Genomic DNA, 15158 nt, shown 5'->3' on the forward strand with positions numbered 1-15158 from the left:
CGACCAGCAATCGCCTTATGGCCGCTCCCTCCCTGATCAGGGGCGGCGAAGGTGAGGTGATTCGCCTTGCGCGATCAAGAGCAAATCCGTGGGCTCGCGCCTGTGCGCGGCTGTTATTCTGTGCAGAACCTGACGCATTATCCGGTGTCGTCAGTATAAAATGCCCGCGTTGCCGGGCCATGAACATCCTGAGGCCAAGAGCCCTTTCCCCAGAGCGCCCCCAGCGCCCCATAGTGAAAGGCCAAGGCCAATGACCCCGATATCACAGACTGCCCGCCCGATTGCCCCGTGGATTGGCGGCAAGCGCAACCTCGCCAAGCGCATCTGCGCGATCATCGACGCCGATCAGGCGCACAAAACCTATGCAGAACCGTTCGTTGGGATGGGGGGCGTGTTCCTGCGACGGACATCACGTCCGAGGGCGGAATTCATCAATGACCGCTCGCGCGATGTGTATAATCTGTTCAGGGTTCTGCAGGAGCATTATGTCGCGTTTCTGGACCTGCTGCGCTTCCAGATCACCACACAGGCCAATTTTGAAAGACTTGTCCAGGTTGATCCCGTAACACTCACCGACATGCAGCGCGCGGCACGTTTTCTGTTTCTGCAGCGCGCAGCCTTTGGTGGAAAGGTCTCCGGCCGCACATTCGGCCTGTCCCGCGACCGCCCAGCCCGGTTCAACCTGACCACGCTGGAGCCGGATCTGGAAGCCCTGCACAGCCGCCTGTCGGGGGTGTGCGTGACATGTCTGGATTTTACCGATTTTATCCGCCGGATCGATCACAAGGAGACGCTGTTCTATCTCGACCCGCCGTACTGGGGCTGCGAGGGCTATTACGGGCGTGCGTTGTTCAGCAGGGAACGGTTCGAGGATATGGCTACCCAGCTTGGCACGCTAAAGGGCCGCTTCATCATGTCCCTGAACGACACGCCGGGCGTGCGTGAGGTGTTCAGGGGCTTCGAGATCAAGGAGATCAGCACCGTCTACACTGCGGCGTCAAGCGGGCCGAAGGCAGCGGCCGAGGTGCTGATCATGAATTTCAAGCCGGGGTGAAGCGGGTTTGAATGCCCGCTTCACCCCTCAGTTATATCCGGGCGTTAGATAGAAATTGTTCTCTTCATAGGGGCATTCTCTCCTCAATCTTGCCGCAGCCGCTGCAGCCGAACCCTCGTGAGTACCACCGACCTCGACAACGTGGTTGCAACGCTTGCATGTAACTATCAGCCCCATCACGGTGCCGAAATCGCCATCGATCTCATTCTCTTCAATATCTGTTTCTACACGCATCTAATGCCTCCATCTGGTTTGGGGAGCCGAAGATACAGCCACGGCGGCAATGCGCGAACAGCATTGTCGGGATTGACAGGGTGGCGAGGCCGAAAGAATCGGATAGGGTCTGTCAAGGACAGAATCACTTCCGCGAGAGCATATGGCGAACCACCTGTATTACGGCGACAATCTGCGCGTTTTGCGCGACAGCATCGCAACCGGGTCTGTGGACCTGATCTATCTGGACCCGCCCTTCAATTCCAATGCCAGCTACAATGTGCTGTTCAAGGGGCCGCAGGGCAACGAAAGCGCGGCCCAGATCGAGGCCTTTGACGACACTTGGCACTGGACCGACAGCGCCGAGGAAGCCTTTGGCGAGGTGCTGCGCTCGGGCAATGGCAACGCCGCCGAAATGCTACGCGCGATGCGGACCTTTCTGGGCGAGAATGACATGATGGCGTATCTGGCGATGATGGCCGTGCGCCTGCTGGAGTTGCACCGCGTGCTGAAGCCCACCGGCAGCCTCTATCTGCACTGCGACCCGACGGCGAGCCATTACTTGAAGATCCTGCTGGATGCGGTGTTCGGGGCGCGCGGCTACAAGAACGAGATTATCTGGAAGCGCACCACCACCCATAGCGACGCGAAGACATGGAGTCGTGTCGCGGATACGATCTACTTTTACGCAAAATCGCCGAGCGATTTCATCTGGAACACGCCACGCGAGCCACATTCCGACGAGTATCTGGCCACGAAATATCGTCACGATGACGGGGACGGGCGCGGCTTATATCAACTGGATAACATGACAAGCCCAAATCCGCGCCCGAATATGATGTACGAGTGGAGGGGACACGAAAGCCCGCCGAAGGGGTGGCGCTATTCTCTCCAAACGATGCAGCGACTGCATGACGATGGCAGGATTTACTATCCAACCAATCGTGACGGAACGCCTGACACGACCAAACGTCCGCGCCTCAAGCGCTATCTTTCTGAGATGGAAGGCGGAGTCATGGGCACAGTCTGGACAGACATTCCCCCCATTAACTCGCGCGCCCAAGAACGCCTCGGCTACCCCACCCAGAAACCCGTAGCCCTGCTCGAACGCATCCTCTCTGCCTCCTCCAACCCCGGCGATGTGGTGCTCGACCCGTTTTGCGGTTGTGGCACAACGGTCCATGCGGCGCAAAAACTGGGCCGCCAGTGGATCGGCATTGATGTCACCCATCTGGCCATCGGGCTGATCGAAAAGCGCCTGCGCGATGCATTTGAAGGTGTGGAATTCATCACCCATGGCGTCCCGCAAGACCTGGCCGGCGCGCGCGACATGGCCCGCCGGGGCCGCGAGGACAAGAACTATTATTTCGAGTTCGAGAAATGGGCACTATCGCTCATCGCCGCCCAGCCCGGCAACCTGTCGAAAAAAGGCGCCGACCGCGGCATTGACGGCAACATCTATTTCGGGCGCACCAACCGCGCGCTGGTCAGCGTCAAGGCGGGCGACAATGTCGGCGTGTCGATGCTCCGCGACCTGCGCGGTACGATAGAACGCGAGCGCGCCGATATCGGCATCTTCCTGACCCTGACACCGCCCACCAAGCCGATGATCACCGAGGCTGCAGCCGCAGGCCAGTTCGAGATGGACGGTTTCAGCCCCGTGCCCCGGATCCAGATCGTCTCGATCGAGGAAGCCCTGCAACTGCGCGACCGCGCCGTCCGCCTTCCCGCCCGGCGCGACGATGCGTTCAAGAGGGCCAAGCGCGAAAGCGGCGGCGGGCAGGGTTCACTGGACATTTAACGGGTGCTTTAAGGCCCATGACACGTCAGCCTGTATGCCGACCCCGGAAATCGCGCTGCTGCAAGAATCTCTACAAAACCCTGCAGATATCTCGGTCACACCACAACAATCCACAGGTAATTCTGGCTGGACTGGTGATTTCACTTTACTCATGGCGCATTTAAGCACACCATATATAGTAAGAGATGCGACGAAACTACAGATTGCTAGTGCATGACACTTGGTCTGGTGGCATCGCGCAGCGCAGCGGCAAAAGCGGAACGGGGCAGCCATGTCAGCATTGGAACTTTATCTAAGCAACGACTCGGTTCATCCGATCGACATTGTTGAAACACTGGCCGCCAACCATGACTGGGATTTTGACCGCATCGGAGAAGACCAGATCGCCATGGTGATAGAAGGGCAATGGCGCAGCTACGCGCTGACGCTTGCGCTGTCCCCCGAAGAGGACATGCTGCGCCTGATTTGCACCTTTGAAATGGACCCGCCCGAAACCGCCCTGGCCGCGTTGTATGAAACGGTCAGCCGGGCCAATGACATGGTATGGTCGGGCGCGTTCAGCTTTTGGGACACGCAGCGCTTGATGGTGTGGCGCTACGCCTTGCTGTTGGGCGTGGACCAGACTGCGGAAATCGACCAGATTGACCGCATGATCCATAGTGCGATTATTGCGTCAGAACGGTTTTATCCAGCCTTTCAGCTTGTCTCCTGGGCCGACCACAGCCCGCAATCGGCGCTTGATCTGGCACTGGCCGAAGCTGTCGGGCACGCATGATCCCGCCAGTTTGGTGCAGATTGCGAAATTAAGCCGCCCTTGCCCTTGACGCAGACAGCCTGCAGCGCAACAAATGCGCCAAAGAATGAATGGGGGCATTATGGGACTTGAGCAGATCAACACGCAGGCTATGGTTTTGCTGGGCTGCGGGAAAATGGGGTCGGCGCTGTTGGCGGGGTGGCTGGCACAGGGTATCACAGCGCAGCATGTGCATGTCATTGAACCCGCCCCCTCCGACTGGCTGCGCGGCTCTGGCGTGTCCCTGAACGGCAAATTGCCTGATGCACCTGCGGTGGTTGTTCTGGCCGTGAAACCACAAATGATGGGCGCTGCCCTGCCCGCGCTGCAATCCTTCGGCAATGGGCAAACGCTGTTTATATCCATCGCCGCAGGCACGCAGATGGCGCGGTTCAGCGATATTCTGGGCGCGCGCACCCCGATCATCCGCGCCATGCCCAACACCCCTGCCGCCGTCGGACAGGGCATTACCGCGCTGATTGGCAATGACCATGTGTCCGACACGCAGCTGGCATTGGCCGAGGCGCTGCTGTCAGCGGTCGGGCAAACTGTTCGCCTGGAACACGAAGCGCAGATGGATGCGGTTACCGCGCTGTCAGGGTCTGGCCCGGCCTATGTTTTTCACCTGATCGAAGCCATGGCCCGCGCCGGTGCGGCCCAAGGGCTGGCGCCGGAACTGGCCATGCAACTGGCACGCGCAACAGTGACGGGCGCGGCCGCACTGGCCAGCCAAGCCCCACAAACCGCCGCGGAATTGCGCCAGAATGTCACCAGCCCCGGCGGCACCACAGCGGCGGCACTGGCCGTGTTGATGGACGCAACCCATGGCCTGCCGCCCCTTATGGAACGGGCCATCGCAGCGGCGGCGGCGCGGTCGCAGGAACTGGCGCAATGAACGAGCAGATCAGTTTTGACGATTTCCTGAAGGTGGATATTCGCGCAGGCCGGATCATCCGCGCCGAACCCTTCCCCGAAGCGCGCAAACCCGCCATCAAGCTATGGATCGATTTCGGGCCTGATCTGGGCGAAAAGAAATCCTCGGCGCAGATTACCGCGCATTACACGGCGGATGCGCTGATCGGCAAGCGCGTAATGGCTGTGGTGAATTTTCCCGCGCGCCAGATCGGGCCGTTCATGTCGGAAGTTCTGGTTCTGGGCGTATCAGATGCGCAGGGGCATATCACGCTGATCTCGCCCGACCATGACGTGCCCGCTGGCGCACGCATGCATTGAAAGGCACGCCATGAAGGAACTTTATATCACCCGCCCCCTACCCGCAGCCGTGCTGGAGCGCGCGCGCGCATATTTCAATGTCACGTTGCGCGACCAGACAACCCCGTTGAAAAAGGGCGAAATGCGTGCCGCGCTGGTGCTGTATGACGTGATCATTCCAACCCTTGGCGACATGTTCACTGCAGACGTGTTTGACGGAATGGAAACAGCCCGCTGCCGGTTGCTGGCCAATTTCGGGGTGGGCTATAACCACATTGATGTGGCAGCCGCGCGGCAGGTGGGCATTTCAGTGACCAATACCCCCGGTTCTGTCACCGACGCCACGGCCGACATTGCGCTGATGCTGGTGTTGATGTCCGCACGCCGCGCCAGCGAGGGCGAGCGTCTGGTGCGCGCGGGAAAATGGACGGGCTGGCACCCGACCCAGATGTTGGGGCTACATCTGGGCGGCAAAACATGCGGCATTATCGGCATGGGGCGTATTGGACAGGCCATAGCAAAGCGCGTGCATTTCGGGCTGGGCATGGAGGTGGTTTATCACAACCGCTCTGTGCGCGCAGTTGACCTTCCCGCGCGCCAGCTTGACAGCATTGCAGATGTGTTGGCGGCGTCCGATGTCGTGGTTCTGGCTGTTCCGGGCGGGGCGGAAACGCGCCATCTGATTGGCGCGCAGGAGCTGGCGATGATGCGCCCACATGCCCATCTGGTCAATATTGCGCGCGGGGATGTTGTGGATGAAGCGGCGCTGATTGGTGCGTTGCAACACGGACAGATCGCTGGTGCGGGGCTGGATGTCTATGAATTCGAACCGGCCGTCCCCGACGCGTTGCGCCGCATGGACACTGTAACCCTGCTGCCACATCTTGGCACGGCGGCGCAGGATGTGCGCGAGAATATGGGCATGATGGCGCTTGATAACGCCATTGCGCATGCAACAGGGCAAGCGCTTGTGAACCCTGTATAAAGGCAGGGCAAGGCCAAAGCAGGTTTGGCGCCCGCCGCTGTCAGGGGGCAGCGGGTCGGTCGGAGTATGGTCTGTAGGGGACGTTGGGAATGCCCCAAGGCGCGGAATCAAGGGCGCAGCCCGCCGCGCCATCGGCGGGCCGTCCCGCGGCCTGCCGATTACTCTGGTGGCACGCCAAGCCTTGAAAGTCGGAGTAGGCCGCCTGCATAAAGTGAACCCCTAAACCGTCGGATCGGCAGACCCCGGCCCGCCGACAGCGCGGGCTTTGTCCAAGCGCGAATGCCCGCAACAGGCCAGAAAACCCGCACAAGCGCACGCTCGCCTGATCATGTCAGCCTATAGCTGCTATTCCATCGCTTCCAACTCATCAATGAAGCCCGCGATCATCTGCAGGCCCTTGTCCCAGAAGGCGGGGTCGCTGGCGTCCAGCCCGAAGGGGGCCAACAATTCCTTGTGGTGCTTGGACCCACCTGCAGCCAGCATGTCGAAATACTTGTCCTGAAACCCGTCTGGCGCATCGCGGTATGCGGCATAAAGCGCGTTCACCAACCCGTCGCCAAACGCATAGGCATAGACATAAAACGGCGAATGCACGAAATGCGGGATATACGCCCAGAAGGTTTCATACCCGTCCATGAAATCGAACACTGGCCCAAGGCTTTCAGCCTGCACACTCATCCACAGGGCGTTGATGTCGTCGGGCGTCAATTCCCCTTCGCGGCGCGCGGCGTGCAGTTTGCATTCGAAATCATAAAACGCAATCTGGCGCACAACAGTGTTGATCATATCCTCAACCTTGCCAGCCAGCAGAACCTTGCGTTCCGATTGTGTTTTGGCCTGTGCCAGAAGCTTCTGGAAGGTCAGCATCTCCCCAAAGACAGAGGCGGTTTCCGCAAGTGTCAGCGGCGTGGAGGACAGCAATTCCCCCTGCCCTGCGGCCAGTCGCTGGTGCACCCCGTGCCCCAGTTCATGCGCCAGCGTCATGACATCGCGCGGCTTGCCCAGATAGTTCAGCATCACAAACGGATGCGCATCGGTCACTGTGGGGTGGGCAAAGGCGCCGGGTGCCTTGCCGGGTTTCACGGCGGCGTCAATCCAGCCCTGGGTAAAGAACGGTTCGGCCAGATCTGCCAGCTTTGGCGAAAATTCCGCATAGGCGTCCAGCACCGTGGAGCGCGCATCATCCCAGTTGAACACGCGCGGCGCTTCCAATGGCAGGGGGGCGTTGCGGTCCCAGATTTCCAGCCGGTCAAGCCCCATCCAGCGCGCCTTCAGCGCATAATAGCGGTGGCTCAGGTTCGGATAGGCCGCGACCACTGCATCGCGCAACGCTTGCACAACTTCGGGTTCAACATGGTTCGACAAATGGCGCGCATGTTGCGCCGATGGCATCTTGCGCCAGCGATCCTCAATTTCCTTTTCCTTGGCCAGCGTGTTGTGCACACGGGCAAACAACTTCAACTGGCCCGAAAACACGAAAGCCAGCGCCTGCGCGGCTGCTTGCCTGCGCGCGCGGTCAGGGTCGGTCAACAGGTTCAGCGTTGCTTCCAGCCCCAGCGGCTCGGCCTCGCCCTGCACCTCGAAATGCAGGCCCGCCATGGTTTCATCAAACAGCCGGTTCCATGCCGCAGACCCGACCGTGGACTGGTCATGCAGGAATTTCTCCAACTCGTCCGACAATTGGTGCGGGCGCATGGCGCGCATGCGGTCAAACACCGGACGGTAGCGCGCCAGATCGGCATTGCCCGACACCAGCGCATCGAATGCCGCATCATCAATGCGGTTCATTTCCAATGAAAAGAACACCAGCGGGGTGGTCGCATCGGTCATGCGGTCCTGGGCATCGGCCATGAACTTGGCGCGTTCGGGGTCCACGGTGTTCTGGTAATAGCGCAGCCCCGCATAGGACATCAGCCGCCCGGCAACCATGTCAATTTTTTCATAGCGCTGCACGCAAACAAGCATGTCAGCCGCAGAAAGCTGCGCAAGCCTGCCTTCATATTCAGACGCGAATTCCGCGCATTCCTGCCGCAACCAGTCAAAATCGCGGGCCAGTTCCGGCGCATCGGGGGCGGCATACAGCGCGCTTAAATCCCAGTCGGGCAAATTGCCGAATTCGGTTTTTGTGGTGCTTTGCTGGTCAAGGGGCATGGACTTCTCCGCTAAATACGAGCCCCACACTTAGGCCGCGCGGCGCCGCGCTGCAACCGCTTCAGTCCATCTCTTTGAAGGGCCAGGGCTTGGCATCCGTGGCAACTGACAAATAGCGCGCGGCCTTGGCGATCCATGCCCCCACCATACAGCCGAAATCCGCCAGCCGTTCATTGGGCTGGCGCTTGTCGATGATGATGACAACAAACTGAATGACCCCCACCAAAAACACGATGGATTGCGCCACCGACATCATTGTTGCGATAATCAGCATATAGACCAGCCGCAACAACAGCGGTTCTGCTGGCTTGTCCAACGGGGGGGATGGGCGGTCATTGTCGATATCTTGCATGTTCGTCATCCTCTCTTGTGCTGCCCATGGCCGTTCAGGCAACGGGCGCGCCTCATTTCACATGTTACGGTGTGCTCACCTGCCCGCCGCCCACCGCAGCGCCCACACCTGTCGTTCCGGGACATGATGTGGGCAAGCCACGCGCCACCCGCACTGCCAGATAGGCGAAGGCCTGCGCTTCCAGCATGTCCCCGTCCAGCCCGACCGATTCGACAGGTTTTACCGCACAAGACAGCCGCAGCGCGATACGGCGCATCAAATCCGCATTGTGCCGCCCCCCCCCACAGACCAGAATCTGTGCAGGTTCAGTCGGGAAATGCGCAAACGCTTCCGCCACTGCAGCCGCCGCGCATTCGGACAATGTTGCCAAGGCATCCGCATCCGATAAATGTGCAACGCCCGCCAGCAGTCCCGGAAAATCCCGGTCCAGTGACTTGGGCGGCATGCGGTAGAAATAGCTGTCTTCCATAAAGGCGCGCAGCACGGCGGAATCCACATGTCCCGCTGCCGCCAGCGCGCCCCCGTCATCGCGGGCCAAACCAAGGCGCGACAGGCACAGATCATCAAGCGGCGCATTCGCAGGGCCAGTATCAAAGGCCAGAAGCGCGCCGTCATCTTCGGGTCGGGCCCTGGACGGGTCCACCCATGTGACATTGCCCACCCCGCCAAGGTTCAGGAACGCAACTGGCGCAGTCGCCCCGATATGACGCGCAAGTGCGAAGTGATAGAACGGCGCCAGCGGTGCGCCCTGCCCGCCCAACTGAATGTCGGAGCTGCGAAAATCCCACACCACAGGATAGCCCGCAATCATGGCCAGCACCGCGCCCGACCCGGCCTGATGGGTGCCGCGCCCGCGCGGGTCATGCGCCAGTGTCTGGCCGTGAAAGCCCGCAAGCTCTATCCCGTCAAAGCGCGCCATCAGTTCGGCATGCGCCGTTTCCACCAGTTCTGCCGCCTCCTCGACACCGGGATCGCCGGGCCAGCCCCCAAGGGCCGCGCGCAACACCGCGCGTTCCGACGGCGTATAGGCGCGATAGGCGGTTGGGCCAAAGCCCGCTATAGTTTCGCCATCAGTGCGCAGAACCGCGCCATCCACCCCGTCCAGCGATGTGCCAGACATCATTCCCAGCACAGTAACACAGTGTGATTCCAACATGGGCTTTTCCTTGGCGGCCTGCGCGGCTATAGAACGCGCAATCGGCCATCCGGGACAAGCAAAAATGACCTACAAACCCAAATCAGATTTCCTGAACATCCTTCAGGCGCGCGGCTTCTTCGACAACTGCACCGATCTGCAAGGTCTGGACGAGGCGCTGATCAAGGGGGTTGTGCCCGCTTATATCGGTTATGATGCTACGGCCAAATCGCTGCATGTGGGCCATTTGCTCAATATCATGGTGCTGCGCTGGTTCCAGAAATGCGGCCACAAACCCATTACCCTGATGGGGGGGGGCACCACCAAAGTGGGGGACCCCAGCTTCCGGTCGGACGAACGCCCGCTGCTGGACGCCGCCGCGATTGAGGGCAATATCACAGGCATGAAACAGGTCTTTGCGAAATACCTGACCTATGATGACAGCGCGCATGGCGCGATTATGCTAAATAACGCCGAATGGCTGGACGGGCTGAATTATCTGGATTTCCTGCGCGATGTGGGGCGGCATTTCAGCGTGAACCGCATGCTGAGTTTCGAATCGGTGAAATCACGGCTGGACCGTGAACAGTCGCTGTCCTTCCTTGAATTCAATTACATGATCCTGCAAGCCTATGATTTTGTGGAAATCCACCGCCGCCACGGGTGCCTGCTGCAAATGGGCGGATCGGACCAATGGGGCAATATCGTAAATGGGATCGACCTTGCGCGCCGCATCTCGGATGCCGAGATTTTTGGCCTGACAACACCGCTTCTGACCACATCGGACGGGCGCAAGATGGGCAAATCGCAGGGCGGCGCGGTCTGGCTGAATGCCGACATGCTTAGCCCTTATGAGTTCTGGCAGTTCTGGCGCAACACCACCGATGCCGATGTGGGGCGCTTCCTGAAGCTATATACGGAACTTCCGGTTGACGAATGCAACCGACTGGGCGCGCTGGAAGGGTCCGAGATCAACGCCGCCAAGGTTATTCTGGCCAATGAGGTGACGACCCTGTGCCATGGCGCGGACGCCGCCCGCACCGCGCAGGCCACAGCGCGCGATGTGTTTGAAAAGGGCGGCTTGGGCGACGACCTGCCCAGTTTGACCCTGACTGCCGCGGAACTGGGCGCGGGCATGCCGGTAGCACAGCTTTTCGTGCGTGCGGGGCTGGCAAAGTCGGGCAAGGACGCAAAGCGCCTGATCCTTGAAGGGGGCGCACGGATGAATGATGTGCTGCTCAGCGATGCGGGCCAGATGGTCCGCGCTGCCGATCTGGCGCAGCCCATGAAACTGACTGCTGGCAAGAAGCGCCACGCGCAGGTGGTGCTGGAAGGGTCAGCGGCCGCCTGCTGACCCGACCCCGCCTTCTGTGACTGCCAAAGCCAAGCCGTGTATTGGATATTTTTGCCAGAATGAAAGGGACAAAGTGGCAGGCACTGCCGCGACAGGGATACCGAGGGAATGCTGCCTTATGGCAAAGGCACAAATTCGTCCCTGTCGCCTGCGGGCAGGTCAAACTGGCCCCGCCCCCAATCGGCGGCACGCCATTGGGATTTGGCCTGTTCGATGCGGTCGCGGCTGGAGGCCACGAAGTTCCACCAGATATAGCGCGGCCCGTTCAATGTGGCCCCGCCCAAGGCCATCAGCCGTGCCCCGGCTGGGCCCGCGCCCACAGTAATGCGGTCACCGGGGCGAAAGACCATCATGCGCCCTGCGTCAAATATCTGACCTGCGATTGTCACTGACCCTTGGGTGATATACAGGCCGCGATCTTCGTGATTGTCGGGCAATGGGAAGCGTGCGTTCGGCGCGAGGGTGACATCAAGGTAGAACGTATCGGAATAAAGCGTTGCGGGCGCGCGTTCCCCGTAAGCCTGCCCAAGGATCAGCCGGGCGCTGATGCCGGTATCGGTGATCAACGGCAAGGCATGCTGGCCGTGATGTTCGAACAAGGGCGCCATGTCTTCGTGGGTTTCGGGCAGCGCGATCCATGTCTGGATGCCAAACAGGCTGTTTGGGCCCTGCCGCGCCTGCGTGCTGGTGCGTTCGGAATGCGTGACACCGCGCCCCGCCACCATCCAGTTCAGCGCGCCCGGCGTGATGATCTGGTCGCTGCCAATACTGTCGCGGTGGTGAAAATCACCCCGATACAGATAGGTCACTGTCCCAAGGCCGATATGGGGATGGGGGCGCACGTCGATTCCCTGACCTGTCAGGAATTCCGCCGGCCCGGCCTGATCGAAGAAGATGAAGGGGCCGACCATCTGGCGTTTTGGCGCTGGCAGGGCGCGGCGCACTTCGAAACCGCCAATATCGCGGGCGCGCGGGATAATCAGTGTTTCGATCGCGTCTGCGCCCACATCATCGGGGCAGCCGGGCGCGAGGGCGGGATTCCAGCTCATGATTTTGTGCCCTGTGGGACGGGGCGCGCCATCGTCATATCTTGCCGCGCAGCAGGTGATCCATGGTCAGGGACGGTTGCGCGCAACCCGCTTCGCCCACCACACGCGCGGGCACCCCTGCGACGGTGCTGCGGGCGGGAACTTCTTCCAGCACGACAGACCCGGCCGCGATGCGCGCGCAATCGCCCACGCGGATATTTCCCAAAACCTTGGCACCTGCCCCGATTAACACGCCATTGCCGATTTTCGGGTGGCGGTCGCCATCTTGCTTGCCGGTGCCGCCCAATGTGACGGAATGCAACATCGACACATTATCGCCGACCACAGCAGTTTCCCCGATAACGATGGAATGGGCGTGGTCGATCATGATCCCTTGCCCGATTCGCGCCCCCGGATGAATATCCACCCCGAAGACTTCGGACACGCGCATCTGGATCAGGCTGGCGAAATCACTGCGCCCCTGCAGACACAGCCAATGTGCAATGCGATACGCCTGAACAGCCTGAAAGCCCTTGAAATACAACAGTGGTTTCATGAAGCGGTTGCAGGCGGGATCGCGTTCATAGGTGGCGACAATATCCGCGCGCGCCGCTTGTCCCAACCCCGGATCACTGGCATGGGCTTCGTCCATGATTTCGCGCAGGATCTGTTCGGACATTTCCGCTGACGCCAGTTTTTGCGACAGCCGGAACGCCAGCGCCTGTTCCAGAGTTTTGTGGTGCAGGATGGAGGAATGGAACACCCCCCCCATCAGCGGTTCAAGGTCGACTGCCGCGCTGGCTTCTTGCCGGATTCGCGTCCAGACCGGGTCAAGATGGGGCAGCGGACGCGGTGTTTTGCTGAATTCGGGCATGGGTCAGATCCTTGTCGCAGATATCACAGGCGCATGCGCCCATTTTTCAAAATAAGCAAGCCAAAGCAGAAAACAACGCTTGTCACGTCAAACCGGGCACAAAGCGCGCAAGGCGCGCAATCTGGCGGGGGGGATGGTTGCGGTCGCAACCGCCGTGAAGACATGCAGCGTGTCCAGTTCAGGGTCGATTATCGCATGGTCGGACACCCAGCCCCCCATGCCCAGATACATGCGCAACAACGCAGGCAACGCCTGTTTCTGGGCGTGGGGGTCGGCGTCACCATGGGGAAAATCGACAGCGCGGGGGTGCATACGCTGCGGGCGTAAATCCACAGGGCCAAGATGTCTGGTGCGCAACCATGTCAGGGCCGCGCCATGGGCCTGAACGTCCTGCCCACGAAACGAGGTGCAGCCAAACAGCACTTCTGCGCGGGTATGCACGCATATCAATGTGACAGCGGCCAAAAGGGCGCGCAAGGCATCGGCCATATTCTGCGCATCGCTGGCCTGACACAGGCGGCCAATTTCCAGCGCGCGCCCATAGCTGCGCGACAGGGCGGTCATGTCGTAAAACTGCCCGGTATAGGTTTGCGCAAAGTCAGCACCCTGTCGCAACAGCCGCAAGCGCGCAGTGGCCAGAACCTGTTTCGCGTCCGGGCGGCAGACCATCAGATGCGTGCTTAGCGAATCAAAGCGGTCCCTGTCGGACTGTCCCGGCGCGGTGACGGCAAACCTGTCGCGCCGCAGCGCCAGAACCTGATCCATGTCTTCGGGGGTTTGCGCAAGGCGCACCGGGAAACCGCCAACCACAATACCCCCGCCCATCAGGGCCTGTGGCAAGTCCAGCGTGGGCTGCAGTGCCAAATGATCTGTCGCCATACCTTCTGCCTGTCAAAACCCAGACCGACCCGCGCGACAAAATGCCTGTGACGCGCTACCCGCCCAACATCTGGGTTGGATTGAACCTTCCGAAATTCGACATCAACTGGCGCAACACGCTCATCCCGGAGGGGCCAGTATCCGTCACCCGCCGCGAGAGGGCGACAATTTCACCATCTTCCAGACCAAAGCGTTCGACATTGGACACCCGATTCCCCGAATCGAAAGTGATTGCCACTATCTGGCGGTCAATTTCCACGGGGGCGCGCCATCCTTCATCGATCCAGTCGCTTTGGACGTAATACCACCCCGACCCTTCCATCACACCCGAAATGCCCGGGCGTCCGATTTTCTGTTCCACCGTTTCGCGGGTATCGCGCCCAACCTGAATTTCCGCAAGCTGCATGTCATCGGGGGCGTAGCCGTGGAACCGCGCAACGGGGCTACAGGCCACAAGGGCCAACAACACGACGGGTGACAAAATCCACAATCCGAAATTCCGCATGCGCCGCATTACCCCTTGAACCTGCCCTGTCTTCCAGTCAACCACCGCTTGGACAACCGCAATTTGTTGCGCGGTGGCTGGCCGCCTTTGTCAGAAGGGATACAGAAGGACGCGCCGCTATTCAAGAAAGGAACGAAACACTGTATAAACTCATTGAAGTTTCCCCCCCCTAAAAGCCCGAGGATTTCGTGACAAAGCCCCCCACCCCGCCAGTTTTATGCCCCCCCATACGCGTTGCCGCCCTGAACGCACGCAAGCCCGTCCGGTTTGATGTGCAACCAGATTCTGCCATGCGCACGCAACTGGCGCAGGATATGGGCCTGATCGCCCTGCGCAAATTCCGCTTTCAGGGTGAACTTCGCCCTTTGGGCAAACGCGACTGGGAAATCAGCGCCACGCTGGGCGCGACAGTCGTTCAATCCTGCGCTGTGACACTGGACCCGGTGACCACGCGAATCGATGAACCCGTGCTGCGCCGGTATCTGGCAGAATTGCCCGACCCCACCGGCACCGAAGTGGAAATGCCCGAAGATGACACTCAGGAAATTCTGGGCACAGTGATCGATCCGGGCGCGGTCGCGCTGGAAGCGCTGGCGCTGGCGCTGCCGGCATTTCCGCGCGCTGACGGGGCGGCCCTGCCGGGGGCCGGGGTATTGAGTGCCGCCCCCGCAGGCGCAGCCCCCCTTGAGGATGCCCGCCCCAAACCTTTTGCCGCGCTGGAGGGCCTGCGCGAAAAACTTTTGCGCGACACCGACAAGTCCTGACGATAATTGTCGTTTTCGTAAATTGCGGCTTGAAAACCGCGCCAAAGCAAGTATTTTG

17 protein-coding genes are annotated in these 15158 nt (G+C 60.4%); 9 read left to right on the top strand and 8 right to left on the bottom strand.

What is annotated here, in order from left to right:
* The first annotated feature begins 17 nt into the window (after positions 1-17).
* Complete coding sequence (locus ACTZWY_RS03250) at positions 18-254, top strand: Com family DNA-binding transcriptional regulator (protein WP_444789375.1); 237 nt, start codon at positions 18-20, stop codon at positions 252-254.
* Entirely contained in the window at positions 251-1054 is an 804-nt protein-coding gene (locus ACTZWY_RS03255) for a DNA adenine methylase (protein ID WP_444789247.1), read from the top strand. The genes ACTZWY_RS03250 and ACTZWY_RS03255 overlap by 4 nt, the downstream gene beginning before the upstream one ends.
* 27 nt (positions 1055-1081) lie before the next feature.
* Here the strand turns inward: ACTZWY_RS03255 and ACTZWY_RS03260 are convergent, their stop codons facing one another.
* The gene (locus tag ACTZWY_RS03260) at positions 1082-1288 is read right to left on the bottom strand and encodes a hypothetical protein (RefSeq protein ID WP_444789248.1); all 207 of its coding nucleotides are present in this window, start codon (positions 1286-1288) and stop codon (positions 1082-1084) included.
* Positions 1289-1496: 208 nt separating this feature from the next.
* Here ACTZWY_RS03260 and ACTZWY_RS03265 point away from each other — a divergent pair, with 208 nt between their 5' ends.
* From ACTZWY_RS03265 to ACTZWY_RS03285, 5 genes are all read left to right on the top strand, one after another.
* Entirely contained in the window at positions 1497-3068 is a 1572-nt protein-coding gene (locus tag ACTZWY_RS03265; RefSeq protein ID WP_444789249.1) for a site-specific DNA-methyltransferase, read from the top strand.
* Between the two features lie 271 nt (positions 3069-3339).
* On the top strand, positions 3340-3843 hold the full coding sequence (locus ACTZWY_RS03270; protein ID WP_444789250.1) for a YbjN domain-containing protein: 504 nt from the start codon (positions 3340-3342) through the stop codon (positions 3841-3843).
* A gap of 100 nt (positions 3844-3943) precedes the next feature.
* Positions 3944-4756, top strand: coding sequence for a pyrroline-5-carboxylate reductase (gene proC / locus ACTZWY_RS03275; protein WP_444789251.1), 813 nt, complete (start codon positions 3944-3946; stop codon positions 4754-4756).
* The gene (locus ACTZWY_RS03280) at positions 4753-5094 is read left to right on the top strand and encodes a tRNA-binding protein (protein ID WP_444789252.1); all 342 of its coding nucleotides are present in this window, start codon (positions 4753-4755) and stop codon (positions 5092-5094) included. The genes proC and ACTZWY_RS03280 overlap by 4 nt, the downstream gene beginning before the upstream one ends.
* Positions 5095-5104: 10 nt before the next feature.
* Positions 5105-6058 (top strand): 2-hydroxyacid dehydrogenase, encoded by a 954-nt coding sequence (locus ACTZWY_RS03285; RefSeq protein ID WP_444789253.1) that lies wholly within the window; start codon positions 5105-5107, stop codon positions 6056-6058.
* A gap of 345 nt (positions 6059-6403) precedes the next feature.
* Here the strand turns inward: ACTZWY_RS03285 and ACTZWY_RS03290 are convergent, their stop codons facing one another.
* The 3 genes from ACTZWY_RS03290 to ACTZWY_RS03300 form a co-directional block, all read right to left on the bottom strand.
* Complete coding sequence (locus ACTZWY_RS03290; RefSeq protein WP_444789254.1) at positions 6404-8209, bottom strand: M3 family oligoendopeptidase; 1806 nt, start codon at positions 8207-8209, stop codon at positions 6404-6406.
* A gap of 61 nt (positions 8210-8270) precedes the next feature.
* Positions 8271-8561, bottom strand: a complete 291-nt coding sequence (locus ACTZWY_RS03295; protein ID WP_444789255.1) for a DUF4389 domain-containing protein — start codon at positions 8559-8561, stop codon at positions 8271-8273.
* A 64-nt stretch (positions 8562-8625) separates the two neighbouring features.
* Positions 8626-9717 (bottom strand): anhydro-N-acetylmuramic acid kinase, encoded by a 1092-nt coding sequence (locus ACTZWY_RS03300; RefSeq protein WP_444789256.1) that lies wholly within the window; start codon positions 9715-9717, stop codon positions 8626-8628.
* A gap of 64 nt (positions 9718-9781) precedes the next feature.
* Here ACTZWY_RS03300 and tyrS point away from each other — a divergent pair, with 64 nt between their 5' ends.
* Entirely contained in the window at positions 9782-11050 is a 1269-nt protein-coding gene (gene tyrS / locus ACTZWY_RS03305) for a tyrosine--tRNA ligase (protein ID WP_444789257.1), read from the top strand.
* A 116-nt stretch (positions 11051-11166) separates the two neighbouring features.
* On the opposite strand, the gene ACTZWY_RS03310 is transcribed toward tyrS, so the two are convergent.
* The 4 genes from ACTZWY_RS03310 to ACTZWY_RS03325 all read right to left on the bottom strand — a co-directional run bounded on the left by ACTZWY_RS03310 (position 11167) and on the right by ACTZWY_RS03325 (position 14336).
* Positions 11167-12099 carry a pirin family protein gene (locus ACTZWY_RS03310; RefSeq protein WP_444789258.1) on the bottom strand — a complete coding sequence of 311 codons (933 nt, stop codon included), beginning with the start codon at positions 12097-12099 and terminating at the stop codon, positions 11167-11169.
* A 34-nt stretch (positions 12100-12133) separates the two neighbouring features.
* Positions 12134-12952 carry a serine O-acetyltransferase gene (cysE, locus tag ACTZWY_RS03315; RefSeq protein ID WP_444789259.1) on the bottom strand — a complete coding sequence of 273 codons (819 nt, stop codon included), beginning with the start codon at positions 12950-12952 and terminating at the stop codon, positions 12134-12136.
* Between the two features lie 87 nt (positions 12953-13039).
* Positions 13040-13831: a GNAT family N-acetyltransferase gene (locus tag ACTZWY_RS03320; RefSeq protein WP_444789260.1), complete on the bottom strand. Its 792-nt coding sequence runs from the start codon at positions 13829-13831 to the stop codon at positions 13040-13042.
* Between the two features lie 55 nt (positions 13832-13886).
* Positions 13887-14336: an outer membrane protein assembly factor BamE gene (locus ACTZWY_RS03325; RefSeq protein WP_444789261.1), complete on the bottom strand. Its 450-nt coding sequence runs from the start codon at positions 14334-14336 to the stop codon at positions 13887-13889.
* 188 nt (positions 14337-14524) lie between these two features.
* On the opposite strand from ACTZWY_RS03325, the gene ACTZWY_RS03330 reads away from it, so the two are divergent.
* A complete protein-coding gene (locus ACTZWY_RS03330; protein WP_444789262.1) occupies positions 14525-15100 on the top strand; it encodes a YceD family protein in 576 nt (191 codons plus the stop codon).
* The last annotated feature ends 58 nt before the right edge of the window (positions 15101-15158 follow it).

Origin of the sequence: Roseinatronobacter sp. NSM (assembly GCF_052379845.1) — a bacterium.
GTDB lineage: Bacteria > Pseudomonadota > Alphaproteobacteria > Rhodobacterales > Rhodobacteraceae > Roseinatronobacter.

Excerpts from the sequence above, each read along its gene's own strand:
- ACTZWY_RS03250 (WP_444789375.1), top strand. The coding sequence starts at position 18 with ATGGCCGCTCCCTCCCTGATCAGGGGCGGCGAAGGTGAGGTGATTCGC.
- ACTZWY_RS03255 (WP_444789247.1), top strand. The coding sequence starts at position 251 with ATGACCCCGATATCACAGACTGCCCGCCCGATTGCCCCGTGGATTGGC.
- ACTZWY_RS03260 (WP_444789248.1), bottom strand. The coding sequence starts at position 1,288 with ATGCGTGTAGAAACAGATATTGAAGAGAATGAGATCGATGGCGATTTC.
- ACTZWY_RS03270 (WP_444789250.1), top strand. The coding sequence starts at position 3,340 with ATGTCAGCATTGGAACTTTATCTAAGCAACGACTCGGTTCATCCGATC.
- proC (WP_444789251.1), top strand. The coding sequence starts at position 3,944 with ATGGGACTTGAGCAGATCAACACGCAGGCTATGGTTTTGCTGGGCTGC.
- ACTZWY_RS03280 (WP_444789252.1), top strand. The coding sequence starts at position 4,753 with ATGAACGAGCAGATCAGTTTTGACGATTTCCTGAAGGTGGATATTCGC.
- ACTZWY_RS03285 (WP_444789253.1), top strand. The coding sequence starts at position 5,105 with ATGAAGGAACTTTATATCACCCGCCCCCTACCCGCAGCCGTGCTGGAG.
- ACTZWY_RS03290 (WP_444789254.1), bottom strand. The coding sequence starts at position 8,209 with ATGCCCCTTGACCAGCAAAGCACCACAAAAACCGAATTCGGCAATTTG.
- ACTZWY_RS03295 (WP_444789255.1), bottom strand. The coding sequence starts at position 8,561 with ATGCAAGATATCGACAATGACCGCCCATCCCCCCCGTTGGACAAGCCA.
- ACTZWY_RS03300 (WP_444789256.1), bottom strand. The coding sequence starts at position 9,717 with ATGTTGGAATCACACTGTGTTACTGTGCTGGGAATGATGTCTGGCACA.
- tyrS (WP_444789257.1), top strand. The coding sequence starts at position 9,782 with ATGACCTACAAACCCAAATCAGATTTCCTGAACATCCTTCAGGCGCGC.
- ACTZWY_RS03310 (WP_444789258.1), bottom strand. The coding sequence starts at position 12,099 with ATGAGCTGGAATCCCGCCCTCGCGCCCGGCTGCCCCGATGATGTGGGC.
- cysE (WP_444789259.1), bottom strand. The coding sequence starts at position 12,952 with ATGCCCGAATTCAGCAAAACACCGCGTCCGCTGCCCCATCTTGACCCG.
- ACTZWY_RS03320 (WP_444789260.1), bottom strand. The coding sequence starts at position 13,831 with ATGGCGACAGATCATTTGGCACTGCAGCCCACGCTGGACTTGCCACAG.
- ACTZWY_RS03325 (WP_444789261.1), bottom strand. The coding sequence starts at position 14,336 with ATGCGGAATTTCGGATTGTGGATTTTGTCACCCGTCGTGTTGTTGGCC.